Source organism: Hyphomicrobium sp. LHD-15 (assembly GCF_031157355.1).
Classification (GTDB): Bacteria; Pseudomonadota; Alphaproteobacteria; order Rhizobiales; family Hyphomicrobiaceae; genus Hyphomicrobium_C.
The window spans coordinates 244,224-262,027 of the sequence record NZ_JAVIFT010000003.1 but is presented as its reverse complement, the minus strand read 5'-3'; the positions used below and the strand labels follow the sequence as shown (position 1 = coordinate 262,027).

The 17,804-nt window shown below is 63.5% G+C and carries 14 protein-coding genes; 8 read left to right on the top strand and 6 right to left on the bottom strand.

Annotated features, from left to right (window positions below; translation table 11 throughout):
* Positions 1-64: 64 nt before the first annotated feature.
* On the bottom strand, positions 65-2,809 hold the full coding sequence (topA, locus tag RCO24_RS13235; RefSeq protein ID WP_308962724.1) for a type I DNA topoisomerase: 2,745 nt from the start codon (positions 2,807-2,809) through the stop codon (positions 65-67).
* A gap of 364 nt (positions 2,810-3,173) precedes the next feature.
* A complete protein-coding gene (locus tag RCO24_RS13230; RefSeq protein ID WP_308962723.1) occupies positions 3,174-3,440 on the bottom strand; it encodes a hypothetical protein in 267 nt (88 codons plus the stop codon).
* Between the two features lie 436 nt (positions 3,441-3,876).
* Here RCO24_RS13230 and RCO24_RS13225 point away from each other — a divergent pair, with 436 nt between their 5' ends.
* On the top strand, positions 3,877-5,958 hold the full coding sequence (locus RCO24_RS13225) for a methyl-accepting chemotaxis protein (protein WP_308962722.1): 2,082 nt from the start codon (positions 3,877-3,879) through the stop codon (positions 5,956-5,958).
* A 65-nt stretch (positions 5,959-6,023) separates the two neighbouring features.
* Here the strand turns inward: RCO24_RS13225 and RCO24_RS13220 are convergent, their stop codons facing one another.
* Positions 6,024-6,710: an HAD family hydrolase gene (locus tag RCO24_RS13220; RefSeq protein ID WP_308962721.1), complete on the bottom strand. Its 687-nt coding sequence runs from the start codon at positions 6,708-6,710 to the stop codon at positions 6,024-6,026.
* A gap of 154 nt (positions 6,711-6,864) precedes the next feature.
* Between RCO24_RS13220 and rpiA the strand changes: the two genes are divergently transcribed.
* The 3 genes from rpiA (at position 6,865) to RCO24_RS13205 (ending at position 9,898) form a co-directional block, all read left to right on the top strand.
* On the top strand, positions 6,865-7,590 hold the full coding sequence (gene rpiA / locus RCO24_RS13215; protein ID WP_308962719.1) for a ribose-5-phosphate isomerase RpiA: 726 nt from the start codon (positions 6,865-6,867) through the stop codon (positions 7,588-7,590).
* 101 nt (positions 7,591-7,691) lie between these two features.
* A complete protein-coding gene (gene gor, locus RCO24_RS13210) occupies positions 7,692-9,059 on the top strand; it encodes a glutathione-disulfide reductase (RefSeq protein WP_308962717.1) in 1,368 nt (455 codons plus the stop codon).
* 83 nt (positions 9,060-9,142) lie between these two features.
* Complete coding sequence (locus tag RCO24_RS13205; protein ID WP_308962715.1) at positions 9,143-9,898, top strand: glucose 1-dehydrogenase; 756 nt, start codon at positions 9,143-9,145, stop codon at positions 9,896-9,898.
* Positions 9,899-9,937: 39 nt separating this feature from the next.
* Here RCO24_RS13205 and RCO24_RS13200 read toward each other — a convergent pair whose 3' ends face one another.
* Positions 9,938-10,132, bottom strand: a complete 195-nt coding sequence (locus tag RCO24_RS13200) for a hypothetical protein (protein WP_308962714.1) — start codon at positions 10,130-10,132, stop codon at positions 9,938-9,940.
* A gap of 475 nt (positions 10,133-10,607) precedes the next feature.
* On the opposite strand from RCO24_RS13200, the gene RCO24_RS13195 reads away from it, so the two are divergent.
* Both RCO24_RS13195 and RCO24_RS13190 read left to right on the top strand, forming a co-directional pair.
* Positions 10,608-11,612 carry a neutral zinc metallopeptidase gene (locus RCO24_RS13195; RefSeq protein WP_308962712.1) on the top strand — a complete coding sequence of 335 codons (1,005 nt, stop codon included), beginning with the start codon at positions 10,608-10,610 and terminating at the stop codon, positions 11,610-11,612.
* Positions 11,613-11,740: 128 nt separating this feature from the next.
* Positions 11,741-12,427: a class I SAM-dependent methyltransferase gene (locus RCO24_RS13190; RefSeq protein ID WP_308962711.1), complete on the top strand. Its 687-nt coding sequence runs from the start codon at positions 11,741-11,743 to the stop codon at positions 12,425-12,427.
* Between the two features lie 84 nt (positions 12,428-12,511).
* Here the strand turns inward: RCO24_RS13190 and RCO24_RS13185 are convergent, their stop codons facing one another.
* On the bottom strand, positions 12,512-12,994 hold the full coding sequence (locus RCO24_RS13185; RefSeq protein ID WP_308962710.1) for a cupin domain-containing protein: 483 nt from the start codon (positions 12,992-12,994) through the stop codon (positions 12,512-12,514).
* Between the two features lie 187 nt (positions 12,995-13,181).
* Positions 13,182-14,087: a hypothetical protein gene (locus tag RCO24_RS13180; protein ID WP_308962709.1), complete on the bottom strand. Its 906-nt coding sequence runs from the start codon at positions 14,085-14,087 to the stop codon at positions 13,182-13,184.
* Between the two features lie 312 nt (positions 14,088-14,399).
* On the opposite strand from RCO24_RS13180, the gene glmU reads away from it, so the two are divergent.
* Positions 14,400-15,755, top strand: coding sequence for a bifunctional UDP-N-acetylglucosamine diphosphorylase/glucosamine-1-phosphate N-acetyltransferase GlmU (glmU, locus tag RCO24_RS13175; RefSeq protein WP_308962708.1), 1,356 nt, complete (start codon positions 14,400-14,402; stop codon positions 15,753-15,755).
* A 119-nt stretch (positions 15,756-15,874) separates the two neighbouring features.
* A complete protein-coding gene (glmS, locus tag RCO24_RS13170; RefSeq protein WP_308962707.1) occupies positions 15,875-17,695 on the top strand; it encodes a glutamine--fructose-6-phosphate transaminase (isomerizing) in 1,821 nt (606 codons plus the stop codon).
* Positions 17,696-17,804: the final 109 nt, after the last annotated feature.

The following is a 17,804-nucleotide window of genomic DNA, read 5'->3' as shown; positions in this document are numbered from 1 at the left end:
TCTTCCTAATCTACCGGCGCGGCAGGACCAACAGAAACCGCAGATGCACATTCCGTGGTGCAGCTTAGCCTTCCGCGTCGACCTTGGCTGCGCCTTTCTTCGATTTTGCAGCGGGCTTCTTGCTCGCTGCGGATTTCGGCTTGGCTTTTGCCGCGGCCTTCGCGGGCTTTGCGTCGTCCTCGCCGTCGTCAGACTTGGACTTCGCTTTGGGTTTGGCCGCCGCCTTTTTCGCGGGTTTCTTGCCGCCGCCCTTGGCGATGCGCTCCTGGAGGAGACGCACGGCGTCGTCGATGGTGAGCGTCGCCGGTTCCATGCCCTTCGGCACGGTGGCGTTGACTTTGTTCCAGCTCACATACGGGCCGTACTTGCCGTCCAAAACCTGGATCTTGCCGTCGCCGCCCGGATGCTCGCCGAGATCCTTCAGCACGGTCTTCACCGCGGCGCGGCCGAAGCGGCCGCCAGCCTTGCCGGCCCGCTTCTCGGCGAGCACGGTGACGGCGCGGTTGAGGCCGATCGTGAAGACGTCCTCGATGCTGTCGACGTTGGCGTAGGTGCCGTCATGCAGGATGAACGGACCATAGCGGCCGAGGCCGGCGGTGATCGGCGTGCCGGTTTCGGGATGAATGCCGACCTCGCGCGGAAGCGAAAGCAGCTGCATGGCCTTTTCGAAATCGATGGTGGCGGCGTCGATGCCCTTGGGAATCGACGAGCGCTTCGGCTTCTCGTCGCCTTCGCCCTCGCCGAGCTGCAGGTAGGGACCGAAGCGGCCGCTCTTGACCAGCACCGGCAGGCCGGTGTCGGGATCGAAGCCAAGCTCGCGATCGCCGCCCGCGCCGGTCGCTTCGCCGGTGAGCTGGCGGGTGTACTTGCAGTCCGGGTAGTTGCCGCAGCCGATGAAGGCGCCGTTCTTACCGGAGATCTTCAGCGAGAGGCGGCCGGTGCCGCACTTGGGGCAGGCGCGCGGATCCGATCCGTCTTCCTTTGCCGGGAAGATATGCGGGCCAAGCATCTCGTTCAGCGCTTCGAGCACATCGCCGACGCGCAGATCCTTGATGCCGTCGATGGCGCCGGTGAAATCCCGCCAGAAATCGCGCAGCACCTCTTTGTACTCCATCTCGCCGGATGAAATGAGATCGAGCTTCTCTTCGAGAGCGGCGGTGAAATCGAATTCGACGTACTTGCGGAAAAAGCTTTCGAGGAAGGCGATGACGAGGCGGCCCTTGTCCTCGGGGATCAGGCGCTTCTTGTCGATCTTGACGTAGTCGCGCTCCTGGAGAACGGCGAGCGTCGAGGCGTAGGTGGAGGGACGACCGATGCCGAGCTCTTCCATCTTCTTGACGAGGGTGGCTTCCGAATAGCGCGGCGGCGGCTGCGTGAAGTGCTGCTCGGCTTCGATGGCGCGATCGGAAACGGCATCGCCGGCCGCAAGCGACGGCAGGCGGCGGCTGGTATCCTCGTCGTCGGAGGTGTCGTCCTTGCCCTTCTCGAGCGTGCGGACGCGATCGTCACGGCCTTCGTCATAGACCTTGAGGAAGCCGTCGAACTGAACCACGGAGCCAGTGGCGCGCAGCGTGTAGGTCTTGCCGTCGCGGCCCTTGACCTCGATGTCGGCTGTCGTCTGCTTGAACTCGGCGGACGCCATCTGGCTCGCGACGGCGCGCTTCCAGATCAGCTCGTAAAGACGGGCCTGATCCTTGTCGAGATAACGGGCGACGGATTGAGGGGTGCGCGAGACGTCGGTCGGGCGGATGGCTTCGTGCGCTTCCTGGGCGTTCTTCGCCTTGGTCTTGTACTCGCGCACGAAGGGGCAGACGTAGCGCTGGGAGTAGTCGCGCGCGATGAGGCCGCGGATCGAGCTGATTGCCTCCGGAATGATGGTGACGCCGTCGGTTCGCATGTAGGTGATGAGGCCTACGGTTTCGCCGCCGACATCGATGCCTTCATACAGGCGCTGGGCGACCTGCATGGTCTGCTTGGCGGAGAAGCCGAGCTTGCGGGAGGCGTCCATCTGCAAGGTGGAGGTCGCGAACGGCGCATAAGGGTTGCGTTTCACGTCGCGGCTTTCGACCGAGACGACGCGGAACTGGCCCTTCTCGATGGAACGCTTGATGGCGAAGGCGTCAGCCTCGTTCTTGATGTCGAGCTTTTTGAGCGCGGTCCCTTCCACAGCCTGGAGGCGAGCGGGGAACTCCTCGTTGCCCTTGGTCGCGAGGGTCGCTTCGATGCTCCAATACTCGTCGGTCCTGAAGGCCTCGATCTCGGCCTCGCGATCGCAGACGAGGCGGAGCGCCACGGACTGCACGCGGCCGGCGGACTTGGCGCCGGGCAGCTTGCGCCAGAGCACCGGCGAAAGCGTGAAGCCCACGAGATAATCGAGGGCGCGGCGGGCGAGGTAGGCGTCCACCAGCGGCTCGTCGATCTGGCGGGGGGCCGCGATGGCGGCGAGGATCGCCTGCTTGGTGACGGCGTTGAAGGCGACGCGCTCGATGGCGAGCCCCTTCTTGATGGCTTTCTTCTGGGTAAGGATCTCCAAAAGATGCCAGGAAATGGCTTCTCCCTCGCGATCAGGGTCGGTCGCGAGAATGAGCTTGTCGGCGTTCTTTACCGCTTCGGTGATCTCACGCAGGATCTTCTGGGAGCCGCTGTCGATCTCCCAAGTCATCTCGAAGTCTTTGTCGGGGGCAACGGAGCCGTCCTTCGACGGCAGATCGCGAACGTGGCCGAACGACGCCAGCACTTTATAGTTGCTGCCGAGGTACTTGTTGATGGTTTTGGCCTTTGCGGCCGATTCCACGATAACGACGTTCATATATGTGGGCCTTGAACGTTCCGGGATCCGGCACGAACGCCGATATCCACCTCAGGTTGTCCCGAACGCGGGTTGCGCGGGACGGTTCAGTGGGCGAAATTAGAGTGCGATGGCTTTTGATTGAGTGAATCAACCGCCGAATCGCGCTCCAGGACATTCATTTAGATCATGATTCATGCCCAGATTGTCGGGGCGACGCGATCACGGTCAGCGCCGGGAACATGGGAGAGGAACGGTCGCCTGTCAAACGACCTACCGTCTCATGGGCCCCGGGATCTTGGAATCAGAAGAGAGCGGCGCTGGGGCCGCTCTCTTGAATTTGTTAGCTTTTTGTCGGCCGCTCGCGGCGGTTCCGCACGCCGGGCTACTTGCCGGTGATGACGCCCTCGATCTCGGTCGAGACGCTGGCTGCTTCCGGGAACTGCTTGTTCTCGCAATGGCCTTCGAGCTTGGTCAAAAGATCCTCGATCTTGGCGAGCTTGTCGTCGGGCAGCTTCTTCTCCTCGGCGGATTCGGCCAAGTCGATGGCCTTCTTCAGACATTCGTCGGAGTCCTTCGGTGCATCCGCGGCGAATGAGGAGGTGGCCAGGGCGCCCGCGATGGCGAGGGCTGCGATGAACGATTTCAGCATGTCGTTGTCCTTTGGCGTTGTTTTGGTGCGTCGCCCACTCGGGGCTTGGCCATGTTCCTCGGCGCCGTCCGTCCTAGGGGTGCCATCGGGTAATTTTGTGGCTTCGTGGCGGCGCAGGCCGTGACTCATCGGGATGCCGGCGCCGCGGCATGCCGCCGGGCAGGGCTTCGCTGCGTCCGGGGTTCGGGACTTGAGCTGCTGCGGCCATTTGCGGACCATTGCAAATGCGCTTGGGAAAGTTGCCGACAAAACATGTCTTGAGAAAGGTGTATTGAAAACATTCTCAGGGGAGATTCAAAATAATTTGCCGTCTGACGTATTTCATTTTCATTCAAATAAATTACATCAAGCGAAAAATACGCTGTCTATTTTTTAAGCATTTTCCCTCTTATTAGTCATGACAAAATTCTACCCATTTCTGTTCGGGGTCTCCGTCATGCGCTTCAATTCGCTCTCCACGAAAATCGCTCTCGTCGCCGGTGCGGCCATCGCCACGGTTTTTGGAGTCGGCACCTATTTTCTCGCGCGTAATGCGGGCGAGGTGATCGACAGGCAGAACAAAGAAATCCAGAATAATATCTCCTACAACCAGGCCCTCGACGCGAGCAAGCGGCTGGACCTCGCAGCGCGCGTTGCGCAGGATATCTCGACGGTCAGCGCCGCGCTCAAATCCAAGGGTATGGGCGATCGCGCGGTTTTCGACGAAGTTCTGAAAAGCCTTCTTGAAAAGAATGCCGATCTGCTCGGCGTGTGGACGGGCTGGGAGCCTAACGCGCTTGACGGAAAAGATTCCGAATTCGTAAATGCTGCCGGTCACGATGCGACGGGCCGTTATTTGCCGTATTGGAACCGCCCCGCAGACAAGCTCGTTCGGGAAGTTCTCGTCGATTACGACAAGCCGGGTGCCGGCGAATACTATCTCAGCCCGATGAAACTCAATCGCGCGGTTGCGATCGAGCCTTATCTTTATCCGATTGCCGGAAAAGAGACGCTTATCTCGTCGTTCAGCGTGCCTATCGTGCTCGACGGAAAGACGATCGGCGTGGGTGGCGTGGACATCAGCCTCGGAAGCCTCAACGCGGCGCTTCACCAGATCAAGCCGTTCGAGACCGGGTTTGTGGCGCTCGTATCCCAGGCCGGCGTCGCCGTCGCGCATCCCGATGATGCCGCTATCGGCAAGCCGCTCGCCGACAAGGACGCTCCGTCGGCTGCGGCCGCCAAGCAGGCAATCGATACCAAGGCGGTCGTATCCGTCGACGGAGTTGGCGCCGATGGTCAGGCGTGGCGCTATCTCGCGACGCCGATCGCGGCGGGCGCTACGCAGGATTCCTGGGCCCTCGTGGTCGCGGTTCCGGTCGCTACGCTCGAAGCTACTGTGAACGAGACGCGCACGACGATGTATGCGCTGTCGGCAGTTTGCGTTCTGATCGCCGCCGGGCTTCTGTTTGCGGCCCTCAGCGTGCTTGTCGGCAAGCCTTTGATGACGCTTGCGCGTTCGTTCGACCGCATGGCGGAAGGCGACCTCGAAGCTCCCATTCCTGGCGCCGAGCGTACCGACGAGGTCGGCGATATCGGCAAGGCCGTGATGCGGGTGCGCGACAGCCTGCAAGACAAGGCACGTCGCGAAGCCAGCGAGAAGGCCGAGCGTGAGGAGGCACTCGCTGCCGAGCGCAAGGTCGAGATGCGCCGTCTTGCCGACGCGTTCCAGCGGGCGGTTGGCGGCATCGTCGAGACGGTATCCTCGACGGCGAGCCAGCTCGAATTCGCTGCAAGCTCGCTGACGCGGACGGCGGAGACGACCCAGCAGCTCTCGAGTGGCGCAGCGGCCGCTTCTGAGCAGACGTCGGCAAACGTGGACGGTGTTGCGGCTGCTTCGGAGCAGCTTGCGGCGACCGTTACCGAAATCAGTCGGCAGGTTCAGGAAAGCAGCGTGATCGCGAGCCAGGCCGTTGGCCAGGCCGCACGCACCAACGATCAGGTCAATGCGCTGTCGCACTCTGCAGACCGTATCGGCGACGTGGTCAGTCTGATCAGCAACATTGCCGGCCAAACCAACCTGCTCGCTCTCAACGCCACCATCGAGGCGGCGCGCGCGGGCGAGGCGGGCAAGGGCTTCGCTGTGGTTGCACAAGAGGTCAAGGCGCTTGCGGCGCAGACCTCCAAGGCGACCCACGAAATCGGGTCGCAGATTGCAGGCATGCAGTCGGCGACCGGCGAAGCGGTCATCGCGATCCGCGAGATCACGACCACCATCAACAAGATCTCGGAGATCTCAGGTGCCATCGCTGCGGCCGTGGAGGAGCAGAACGCTACCACCAAGGAGATCAGCCGCAACGTGATGGAAGCGGCGAAGGGAACTTCGGAAGTGGCCAGCAGCATCACCGACGTGAGCGCGGGTGCGGCTCAGACAGGATCGGCGTCGTCGCAGGTGCTGTCGTCGGCAAAGCAGCTGGCAGGCGAAAGCCAGAACCTGCATCGCGAGGTCGAGAAATTCCTCGGCACGGTTCGCGCGGCGTAAGAAAGCACGTCACAGGCAAATACAAATGGAGCCCCGGCGAGGTACCTCGCCGGGGGCTTTTTCGTTCAGGAAACGGCTTGCGACTTCGCGAGCAGCGTTGCTGCGGCGGCTTCCAGCTCCGAGTAGTGGGAGATCACGGCGTCCGGGGCCAGGGTGTCGATCGGGGCTTCCGAATAACCGAACGTGCAACCGATGACGGGGATGCCGGCGGCGCGTGCGGCCGCGATGTCGATCCCGGTGTCGCCGATCATCAGTGACGTTGCGAGGTCGCCGCCCGCCATGCGTACTGTGCCCGTCAGATGATCGGGGTGGGGCTTGTGGACCGGGAAGCTGTCGCGCCCGGCGACGGCGACGAACAGGCCGTCGATTTCAAGCTCCTTCAGAAGGCGCTCGGCCAAGTTGAGGCGCTTGTTGGTGCAGACGGCAAGGCGAGCGCCTTTCGCGCGCAGGCGCTCGAGCACCACGATCGCCCCGTCGAAGGGGCGGCTTTCGCGGGCGAGGTTGGGCTCGTAGTAATCGAGGAAGCGGACCAGCAGGCTGTCGATGTCCGGCTCGGACAGCGTGACGCCGGTGTGCCGGAGACCATCGACGATCATGCGCCGCGCGCCGAACCCGATGGCCTGGCGCAGCGTTTCGGCAGGGACGAGCGGCAGGCCCAGGGCTGCCAGCGCGTGATTGGTGGCGGCGACCAGGTCGGGGGCGGTATCGACAAGGGTGCCGTCGAGGTCGAAAACGAGTGTCGCATTCTGCATGGCCCTCGTTTATGCGCTTCCCTTGACGCTCGCAAGGCTGCCGCCTGCCGCATCGGGATTGCGGAAGGTTCCCTACGGCCACACTTTCTTGTCCATTGAAGCTTGCTCTCGGGCCGAACGGCTGGCAGACAAAGGATATTTGGAAGGACATGGAATGTCGGTTGATAGCTTCAAGCTGGCCGCGGCGCGGCGCGCGCTCGGTTTCGTAGAGCCCAAGATGCGTCTCGGGCTCGGGACCGGCTCGACCGCTTCCTTGTTCGTCGAGCTGTTGGGCGAGGAGGTTCGCAAGGGGCTCAGCGTGCTCTGCGTGCCGACCTCCGAAGATACCCGCCTCAAGGCCGCCAAGTTCGGCATCCCTCTTACGACGCTGGACGAGACGCCGCTGCTCGATCTCACGATCGACGGGGCGGACGAACTCGACGGCGAGCTTCGGTTGATCAAGGGTGGCGGCGGCGCACTGCTGCGGGAAAAGATCGTCGCGACGGCCTCCGACCGCATGATCGTGATCACCGACGTTTCGAAGCGGGTCGACAAGCTCGGTGCATTTCCGTTGCCGGTCGAGGTCGTACGCTTCGGGGTGACGGCGACGCGCAACATGATCGAAATGCTGGCCGCGGATGCCGGCTGCCATGGCGAGATCAAGCTGAGGATCGGCCGCGATGGCGAGCCGTTCGTGACCGACGGCGGCAACTACATCTTCGATTGCGCCTTCGGGCGGCTCGACGATCCGGAATCCCTCGACGAAGCGCTGAAGTTCATTCCCGGCGTGGTGGAGAACGGACTGTTTCTCGGGATCGCGGACGCGGCCATCATCGGCGGCCCGGAGGGCGTGTCGGTGATCGAAGCCAGCTACGGCGAAAACCAGGAAGAAGCCGTCTAGGCTGATCCCGGCCAGCTTTCCGCGCCGAAGCGGTTGCGCGGGCGGCGCAGTTCCTCCAGGGTGTCGCCGGTTTACGTTTCAGCACGCGCGAGCCTCTCATCATGACAGCGACGGACTACGATCTTTTCGTCATCGGCGGCGGGTCCGGCGGTGTTCGCGCGGCCCGTATCGCGGCCGGCTACGGCGCCAAGGTGGCGCTCGCCGAGGAGGATCGCTACGGCGGCACGTGCGTCATTCGCGGGTGCGTGCCGAAGAAGCTTTTCGTCTACGCGTCGCGCTTCGGTGACGAGTTCGAGGATGCACGCGGGTTCGGTTGGACGGCCGGCGACGTGTCGTTCGATTGGGCCACCCTCAAGGCCAACAAGGATCGCGAGATCCTCCGGATCTCACAGGTTTACGAGGGCAATCTCAAAGCCAAGGGCGTGACGACGCTCGATACGCGCGCGGTGATCGACGGGGCGGGGGCGGTGAAGCTCGCCGATGGCCGGCGCGTGACCGCGCGCACGATCCTGATCGCGACCGGCGGGCGACCGTCCCGGTATGGCGATATTCCGGGCGCGGCCCACATCATTACCTCCAACGAGGCGTTCGAACTCGAAAAGCTGCCGCGGCGCATCCTGGTTTGTGGCGGCGGCTATATCGCGGTCGAGTTCGCGTCGATCTTCGCGGGGCTCGGTGTCGAGACGACGCTGATCCATCGGCGCGATAAAGTTCTGCGCGGGTTCGACGAGGATCTGCGCGATGCACTGATGGAGGCGCTGGCTCAACGCGGCATCAAGCTTGTGATGAACGAGGCCCTTACCGGGGTCGCGCGGGACGGCGACAGTTTTCACGTGGCGCTGCGTGGTGGCGGTTCGCTCGAAACGGACCTCGTGTTGTCGGCGATCGGGCGGGAACCGGCGACGCACGGTCTCGGGCTCGAAACGGCGGGCGTGCGCACAGGCGCCAAGGGCGAGATCATCGTCGACAGCTTCTCGCAGACGACGGCGCCGGGGATTTTCGCAGTCGGCGACGTGACGGACCGGGTGAACCTCACGCCAGTCGCGATCCGCGAAGGCCACGCTTTTGCCGACAGCGTGTTCGGCAACAAGCGGGTGCAGGTCGATCATTCGCAGGTGCCGACGGCGGTGTTCACGACGCCCGAGCTTGCGACCGTCGGGCTTTCGGAGGAGGCTGCGCGGGCGCTGGGGCATACGCTCGATATCTACAAGGCGCGCTTCAGGCCGCTGCGCAATACCGTTTCGGGACGCGCCGAGCGGATGCTGATGAAGCTCGTGGTGGATCGCGACACCGATCGCGTGCTCGGCTGCCATGTGCTCGGGCCGGATGCGGCCGAGATCGTGCAGATGGCGGCGGTGGCGTTGCAGCTCGGTGCGCGGAAAGCCGATTTCGACGCGACCGTAGCGTTGCATCCGTCGGTGGCCGAAGAGTTGGTTACGATGCGCGAAAAATGGGTTCCTGCTTCGTAGATTCAGCACGTCGCGCGATTGTTTCCTACCCTCCGTTTAGGACCTGTAAGGGGTGGGGAAGTTTCAGAATAGAAGAGAAGTCCATGGATCGACTGAAAGACAAGGTTGCGGTGGTGACCGGATCCGGCGCCGGCATCGGTCGCGCCATTGCGCAATTGTTCGCGGCCGAAGGCGCGCACGTTTTCGTGACGGACGTCAACGGCGAAAGCGCGAGCGCGGTTGCCGATAGCCTCAAAGGCGAAGGCCTCAAAGCCACCGCCATGACCGTTGATGTATCCCGCGGGCAGGACGTGTCTGCGCTGTTTCGCGAGGTCGAGCGCGCGTTCGGGCGGGCCGACGTGGTCGTCAACAATGCCGGGCTCAATGTACGGAGCGACTTCCGCCATCTGTCGGACGCCGACTGGGTCAAGATCCGCGAAGTGAACCTCGACGGCGTGGTGCGGATCGCGCGCGATGCCTTCGAACTGCTCAAGGCGTCGGGAGCGGGGTCGCTCGTCAACGTGTCGTCGATCATGGGACAGCGCGGCTTGCGGCAGCTCGCCGGCTACTCGGCGACCAAGGGGGCCGTCACCGCACTGACGAAGGCGCTGGCGGTGGAGTATGCGTCCTACAACATCCGCGTGAACTCGGTCGCGCCGGGCTACATCGACACGGCCTTGACCGAGCGCTTCCTCAAGAACCCATTCGTCAGCAAGGCGCTGCTCGACAAGACGCCGATGCGACGCTTCGGGACGCCGGAGGAGATCGCACGGGCGACGCTGTTCTTTGCGAGCGACGATTCCGCCTATGTGACCGGCGCGGAGCTGGCCGTGGACGGCGGTATGACGGCCGGGCTTTAACGCGCTCCTAATCCGTCGGCTGCTGAAAGCACGTAATCCTTACACGGGATTGATTGCCGGGCGGCTCAGGATCCGGAGCGGCGGCGCGGCAGCCAGGCGGGCAAGCTTGATGGGATGGCGCCGCGCTTTCACCTTGATGGGAGCGGTGTCCTTGCGGGCATCCGCCGTGGCGCGTTTTGGCGACAAAGTCTTTCTTGCGGGCTTGGCGCGGAACGGTGGAAGGGGACGCAGCAAATTTGCCTCCATCGTGGTGGGTTGGCGGGCGCAGGATGGGCCGAGAAGCCCGCCGATCTAGCATCCGATGCCGGAGATCGGCAATCGGCGAGGTGCCCCGCCGACGTCACCGCCGCTTACGGGGCGATGCTGAAGCGATACTCAGCAATCGTCATGCCAAGGCTTGGAACTTCAAAAAGCGCTGCAACGTCAGAGGTGTGTGTGGCATCCTCGGTGGGTGCCCCGGCCCCTCTGCAGTCACCGGATCAAAGTTTCGGCGGCGTGTGCCTAGCCGAGCGGCACAATGTGCGTTTGCGAGATCGAAAGTTCGGGTGGGGGACTTGTCCCGCACCTGCGGCTATGATCTCAAACTAAGGCTTGAAGCGGCGGCACTTTTTATTGAACAGCCGCGATAGCCTCGATATTTGAATAGTCATGCTTCCGACCGGAAAATCAGGTCACATATTTCGGAAAGCAGTCCAATAAGGGTGCCTCCATGCGCTACGAAGATGAAGATCGCCAGAGCAACAATGTCGACGACCGGCGTGGGCAGGGCGGCGGTGGCGGTTTCCGCTTTCCGGGTGGTGGCGGCGGACGGGGCATTCAGATCCCGATCGGCGGCCGGGGCGGCATGAGCCTCACGTCGCTGCTCATCCTCGGCGCCATCATGCTGTTCTTCGGCATCAACCCGCTCGACGTGCTTCTCGGCGGCGGGCAGGGCTTCCCTGATATCCAGCAGATGCCTCAGCAGCAGCAGGTGCCGCGCCGCACGGCCGAACGCAACAATCCGTTCGAGATCCCCGGCCTGCCCGGATCAACGGAGCCAGCGAGCCAGCAGAAGCCTGTGCCGCAGGCTCAGGACGAGATGAAGGTGTTCATCTCGCGCGTACTCGCCGACACCGAGGACGTCTGGAACAAGGTGTTCGAGAGCTTCGGGCGGAAATATAAAGAGCCGCAGCTCGTGCTGTTCTCGGGGGGAACCCAGACCGCATGCGGAACCGGCGTCTCGGCGATGGGGCCGTTCTATTGCCCGCTCGATCAGAAGGTCTACGTGGATCTCGTGTTCTACGACGAGCTGAAGCGCCGCTTCAGTGCGCCGGGTGATTTCGCACAGGCTTACGTCATCGCGCACGAGGTCGGCCATCACGTGCAGACGCTGCTCGGCATCTCGGATCAGGTGCAGCGCGCGAAGTCGCGCGTGAGCGAGCGCGAGGGCAATCGCATTCAGGTGATGATGGAGCTGCAGGCGGATTGCCTCGCAGGCGTGTGGGCGAACCTCAACGATCAGCTCAAGAAGCGGCTCGAGCATGGCGACATTGAAGAGGGCCTCAACGCGGCCAGCCAGATCGGCGACGATATGATCCAGAAGAAGATGCAGGGCCGCGTGGTGCCGGATGCCTTTACGCATGGCACGTCCGAGCAGCGGGTGCGCTGGTTCCAGCGCGGCTTCGACGCCGGCGAGATGAAGCAGTGTGACACCTTCAAGGCGGATGATCTTTAATCGCTAGCCCTCTCCTCATCGGTTCGATGGTGAGAGGGAATTCCGCATAAGCATTTCGAAATCTCATGTTTGGCGTCGCCCATTGGCGATGCCACACTCTGCGGTTTCGATGGGCAAGCGGATTGAAGATGACGAAGCTGAAGGAAGCGCTCGAAGAGCAGCAGCGCTATTACGACGATCGTGCTCCCGAGTACGACGATTGGTGGTTCCGCAGAGGAATGTTCGACGAGGGGCCTGCCGCGAACGCCCGATGGTTTGCGGAAGCAGGTGTCGTGAGCGATGCGCTTCAGGCGCTGGATCTCGACGGCGACGTGCTGGAGCTGGCAGCCGGAACCGGAATTTGGAGCGGGCTTCTTGTCCCGCGCGCCCGCACCCTGACGCTCGTCGACGGCTCGGCTCAGATGCTGGCGCACAATCCCGCCGCCCGCGATGGCAAAGTCCGCACCGTGATTGCGGATTTGTTCCAGTGGCGGCCCGATCGCTCATTCGATGTCGTGGTGTTCGCGTTCTGGATTTCCCACGTTCCGAGCGAGCTTCTGGCGGACTTTCTGGCCGACGTCGCGGCCTGGTTGAACCCGGGCGGGTCGGTGTTTTTCGTCGACAACCTCGGCAAGCCCGAGGAGACGGCGCCTCATGTGCTCGGGAAGGATGGCCAGTTCACACGGCGCCGGCTTGCGGACGGCCGGCAGGCGACTGTCGTGAAGAATTATTATTCGCGGACGGATTTGCAGGCCAAGTGCTTGGCTGCGGGGCTTACCGTGGAGGTGTTGGAAACGCCAACGCTGTTCCAGTACGGCATCGGCCGCAAGACCTGAGAGCCCATCCGGCTATAGCGGAACGCGGGAGCGAGGCGGGCTTTAGAGCTACGTTGAATCCGGCCTAGCTCGGGGCGCCACTGCTCAGGGCTTCTCGCGATCGTAATAGTCGACGGTGTTTTCGGCGCGGAAGATCTTGCGCAGGCCGCGCTCGCCGCGGTTGCCGGAGACGATCGAGACCTTTCCAGAGTCCGGATACTCGCAAGCGTCGACATCGACGAGGTTCGAGAGCGCCAGATAGCGCATCGTCGTCGTGCCCGTATTGATGATCTGGTGCGCCACTTCAGGGCCGCCGGGCGGGCAGGCGATGACATCGTGCTTGCGGATCGGGTAGCGCTTGTCTCCAAACCGCAGCTCGCCCTCACCCTCGAGGATCAGGAACATTTCTTCTTCGCCATGGTGGGAATGGAAGGGGCACTGGACCTTGCCGGGTGGCAGGACGGTCAGATTGTAGCCCAGCTTTTTCGCGCCGATGTGGTCGCTGATCTGGCCGCGGCTCGACGTGTAGATGCCGTTTTCCTCGACGTCGTCGAATTCGACCTCATCGAGGTTCATGAAGGGCTTCATGGCGCGGTGCTCCTCGCGACGGGTTGGAGGTCGGCGAAATCGTGATCCAAAGGTGTGGCCGTCGTGTGCCCGCGAACGCGTGGCGCTTCAGGCTGCAGATATTCCGCAAAAAATCTTCCAAGCAAAAGCCCTCTCCCCGTGGACGGGGAGAGGGCTTTTGGTTTTCGCGAGGTGTTTCGCCGGAAAACTAGAGCGCGTCGCCGGTGAAGCGGCTGATGGTGCAGGGCGTGGCCTTCATAGCCAGCTCCTGGCAGAGGCGGCGCGCTTCGTCCGTGCTTGCCAAAGGCCCGACGACGAGGTCGTAGGTCTGCTCGGAGCCGGACATTTCGGTCGTGTAGCGGGGCTCGAGCGACCGGAAGCTATCGCCGTGACGTTCGTTGAGCAGAGTCCAGCTCAAGCGCAGGCTGTCGACCGACGGGCCGGTCGCGATCTGCACGCCGATGAGCTTGCCCGCGCTCGGGGCCGGCGGGAGTGCGGCCGGCGTCGGGGTGACTGTCGGCGGGCCGAAGGTGATGGCCGCTCCGGCGGCCGGCTGCGCAACACTGCCGGTTTCGATGCCGGGTGCCTTGGCAGTTTTCTTGGCGTCGCCGGCGGCCTTCTCGGCTGCAAGCTTCTGGGCGGCTTCCGCCTTGTGCGCGGCGGCTTCGGCGGCCTTGGCTGCCTTGACCTGGGCGGCGTTCTTGGCGGTTGCGTCCTTGGCGAGGCGCTGCAGCTCGGTGGGATCGGTTTCAAGCGTTGCGATGCGGTTTGCGACTTCGCGCGTCGCGTCGCCCTGGTTCGTTACCTGGGCGCGGATCTCGATCAGCTCGCTGCGGAACTGGTCGAGCGTGTCACGCAGCGTGCGAACCTCTGCCACGGCCTCGCCGAGCGCCTGCTTGTGAGCGGCATCTTCCTCGGCGTTTGCCGTCTGCTGTTGTGGAGCAGCGCCCAGCACGCCCGCAACCATCGCCGGTTGGGCCGCCAACAGTCCGAGATAGACCAGCGATAGGGTCGCAAGGCCGGCCCAGATCAGCACATACGGGGTGAACGTGCGGCCTCGGGCGGTGTTCGCGCTCGAGGACGAAGCCGGTTGCGGGAGGCTTTTTTCCGTCATGATCTCTCTTCCGGACCCTAAACTTTCAGTTCGAGGCGTTTCCGTGCGTCGCAGCCGGTCGTGAGATTGGGCCAATCCATTCCGGGCAACGCGGCCTCTGCCATGGAATGTTGGTGTCTGAGTCGGCCCCCGGGGGTCAACGCAACGGGGTGATGCAACTGTGGACGATTTGGGGATAATGCGGTCCGATCCGGGATGGCTCGGAAACGAGCACAAATGCTGGGCTCGGACGGTCCGCGGGCGGGGGCATTTGCGCCCGCCGGTGGGGAGGGATAGCTTGCAGCCGATTCTGTCAGCCTTCAGGATTTCAGCATGAGCCGATCGTTGCTCACCGTGATACTTGCCGCCGGCAAGGGAACGCGCATGCGCTCTCAGACGCCGAAGGTCCTGCATCGCATCGCGGGCCGCTCGATGCTCGGGCACGTGCTGGCGCTGGCAAAGGGCGTGGGCGGCGAGAAGCTGGCGGTCGTCGTCGGTCCCGGCATGGACGACGTGCGATCGGAAGCGCTGGCGGCGGCCTCGGGGGCCGCCGTGTTCGTTCAGGAAAACCAACTCGGTACGGCGGACGCGGTGCTGGCCGCGCGGGAGGCCATTGCGCAGCACACGGGCGATCTTCTGGTGTTGTTCGCGGATACGCCGCTCATCACGCAAGAGACCGTTTCGGCGCTGATCGGCGAACTGGATCGCGGCGCGCAGGTTGCCGTGCTCGGGTTCGAGGCGCGCGATCCGGGCAGCTACGGCCGCCTCGTTACCGACGCGAGTGGCGCGCTGGTTGCGATCCGCGAGGCCAAGGATGCGAGTGCGGACGAACTCGCCATTCGTCTCTGCAACTCGGGAGTGATGGCGTTCCGGCTGGATCGGCCGCTCGCGGTGCTCGACAAAATCGGCAACGCCAACGCCAAGGGCGAGTTCTATCTCACCGATGCGATTGCGCTGGTGCGGGACGCGGGCGGGCGCGCGGGCGTCGTCGTTTGCGAGGAGGACGAGGTTCTGGGCGTCAATTCGCGCCGCGAGCTGTCAGTGGCGGAAGCCATCTGGCAGCGCCGGGCGCGCGATCGGGCGATGACGGACGGCGCGACCCTGATTGCGCCCGAGACCGTCTGGTTCTCTTTTGATACGGCGCTGGGCCGCGACGTTCTGGTCGAGCCCAACGTGTTCTTCGGGCCTGGCGTTACGGTCGGCGACGAGGTGGAGATCAAGGCCAATTCCTATCTCGAAGGCGCGCAGGTCGGAGATGGCGCGCGGATTGGACCCTATGCGCGGCTGAGGCCCGGTGCGGTGCTTGGACGCGACGTGCACATCGGAAATTTCGTCGAGGTCAAGAACGTGGCGCTGGGCGATGGGGCGAAAGCCAACCATCTCGCCTATCTCGGCGATGGAACGGTCGGCGCCAAGGCAAACATCGGCGCCGGTACGATTTTCTGCAACTACGACGGCTTCTTCAAGCACAAGACCGAGATCGGGGAGGGCGCGTTCGTCGGCTCGAACTCGGCGCTGGTGGCGCCGCTCAAGATCGGGGCCGGGGCCTACGTCGGCTCGGGCAGCGTCATTACCAAGGACGTTCCGGCAGGTGCGCTCGCGCTCGAGCGCAGCGAACAGGACGTGCGGCCAGGGTGGGCGGAGAAGTTCCGCTCCATGATGGCGCGGCGGAAGGCCGCCGGAAAATAGCTTAAGTTAAGAATCGACATATTGTTTGATTTGATCAGGCGGCCTCTCCTCTCGTACGGCATTTCGGGCGTGTTCTCGCGTTCGGATCTCATTCCAGCAATGCAGCGAAAGGCTCACCGATGTGTGGCATTGTCGGCATTCTCGGCAACAAGCCCGTGGCGACGGATCTTGTCGATGCTTTGCGGCGGCTCGAGTATCGCGGCTATGACAGCGCCGGCGTCGCGACCGTCGAGAACGGACATCTCGAGCGGCGGCGCGCGGAAGGCAAGCTGCGCAATCTGGAAACGCGCCTGCTGACAGAGCCGTTGTCGGGGCACACGGGCATCGGGCATACGCGCTGGGCCACGCACGGGCGGCCGACCGAGCGCAACGCGCATCCGCACATGAGCGCGAAGGTATCGGTGGTCCACAACGGCATCATCGAGAATTTCCGCGAGCTCAAGACCGAGCTCAGCGCCAAGGGCCACACCTTCGAGACCGACACCGATACGGAAGCCGTCGTCCATCTCGTCACCGACGAAATGCAGCAAGGCGCGGGGCCGGTCGAGGCCGTCAAGCAAGCGCTCAAGAAGCTCAAGGGCGCGTTCGCGCTCGGCATCATCTTCGCGGGTGAGGACGATCTGATGATCGCGGCGCGGCAGGGAAGCCCGCTCGCGATCGGACATGGGCGCGGCGAGATGTATCTCGGGAGCGATGCCATCGCGCTGGCCCCGTTCACCGATGCGATCACCTACCTCGAAGAAGGCGACTGGGCCGTCATGCGGCGCGCGGGCGTCGAGGTGTTCGACCGGGATGGCGCGCCCGTGAAGCGGCCGCTGATCAAGTCGGTCGCGAGCTCGCTGCTCGTCGACAAGGGCAATCACCGCCATTTCATGGCGAAGGAAATCCACGAGCAGCCGGACGTGATCAGCCACACGCTGTCGAACTATCTCGACATGGCGAACGGCAAGGTCAACTTTCCGGATCTCGGCATCGATCTCACCAAGATCTCGCGCGTGACGATCTCGGCTTGCGGAACGGCCTACTATGCGGGGCTGGTCGGTAAATACTGGATCGAGCGCTATGCGCGCTTGCCGGTCGAGATCGACGTCGCTTCGGAATTGCGTTACCGCGAGGCGCCGTTGCCGCCGGGCGGATTGGCTCTCTTCGTCTCGCAATCCGGCGAGACCGCCGACACGCTGGCGACGCTGCGCTACGCGAAAGCCAACGGGCAGCGCATCGCGTCGATCGTCAACGTGCGGACCTCTACCATCGCGCGCGAATCGGATGCGGTGCTGCCGACGCTGGCGGGGCCGGAGATCGGCGTTGCTTCGACCAAGGCCTTCACCTGCCAGCTTGCAGCGCTCGCGTGCCTCGCGATCGCGCTTGGTCGCGCGCGGGGGACTGTTTCGGACGCGCTCGAGCAGGAGCTGGTTACGGCGCTGGTCGAGGTTCCGCGGCTCATTTCCACGATGCTGCGCAACGAGGATCAGTTCATCGAGCTGGCCCAGGGGCTCTCGAAGGCGAGGGATGTGCTCTATCTCGGGCGCGGCTCCAGCTATCCGCTGGCGCTCGAAGGGGCGCTCAAGCTCAAGGAAATCTCCTACATCCACGCTGAAGGTTATGCGGCGGGCGAGCTCAAGCACGGGCCGATCGCGCTGATCGACGAGCGGGTGCCGGTGATCGTGGTGGCGCCAGAGGATGATCTCCTCGAAAAGACCATCTCGAACGTGCAGGAAGTGGCTGCGCGCGGTGGGCAGATCATATTGATTTCGAATGCAAATCCAGAAAAAATCGGATGTGCGCTGGCGGCCCATATCTCGACGCCGACGGCACACGCGTTGACCAACCCGTTGATCTACGCGGTGCCGGTGCAGCTGCTCGCCTATCATACGGCGGTGTTCATGGGGACTGACGTCGATCAGCCGCGCAATCTGGCGAAGTCGGTCACGGTGGAATGAGGGGATAAGGATCGTCACCGTACTGCCCCGGATTTGCCTCTTAGGTCTGCTTGACCTAAACGTTTCACGGGGTTGTGCGTCTCTACGGACGGCAGGGAACAAAAAGCGC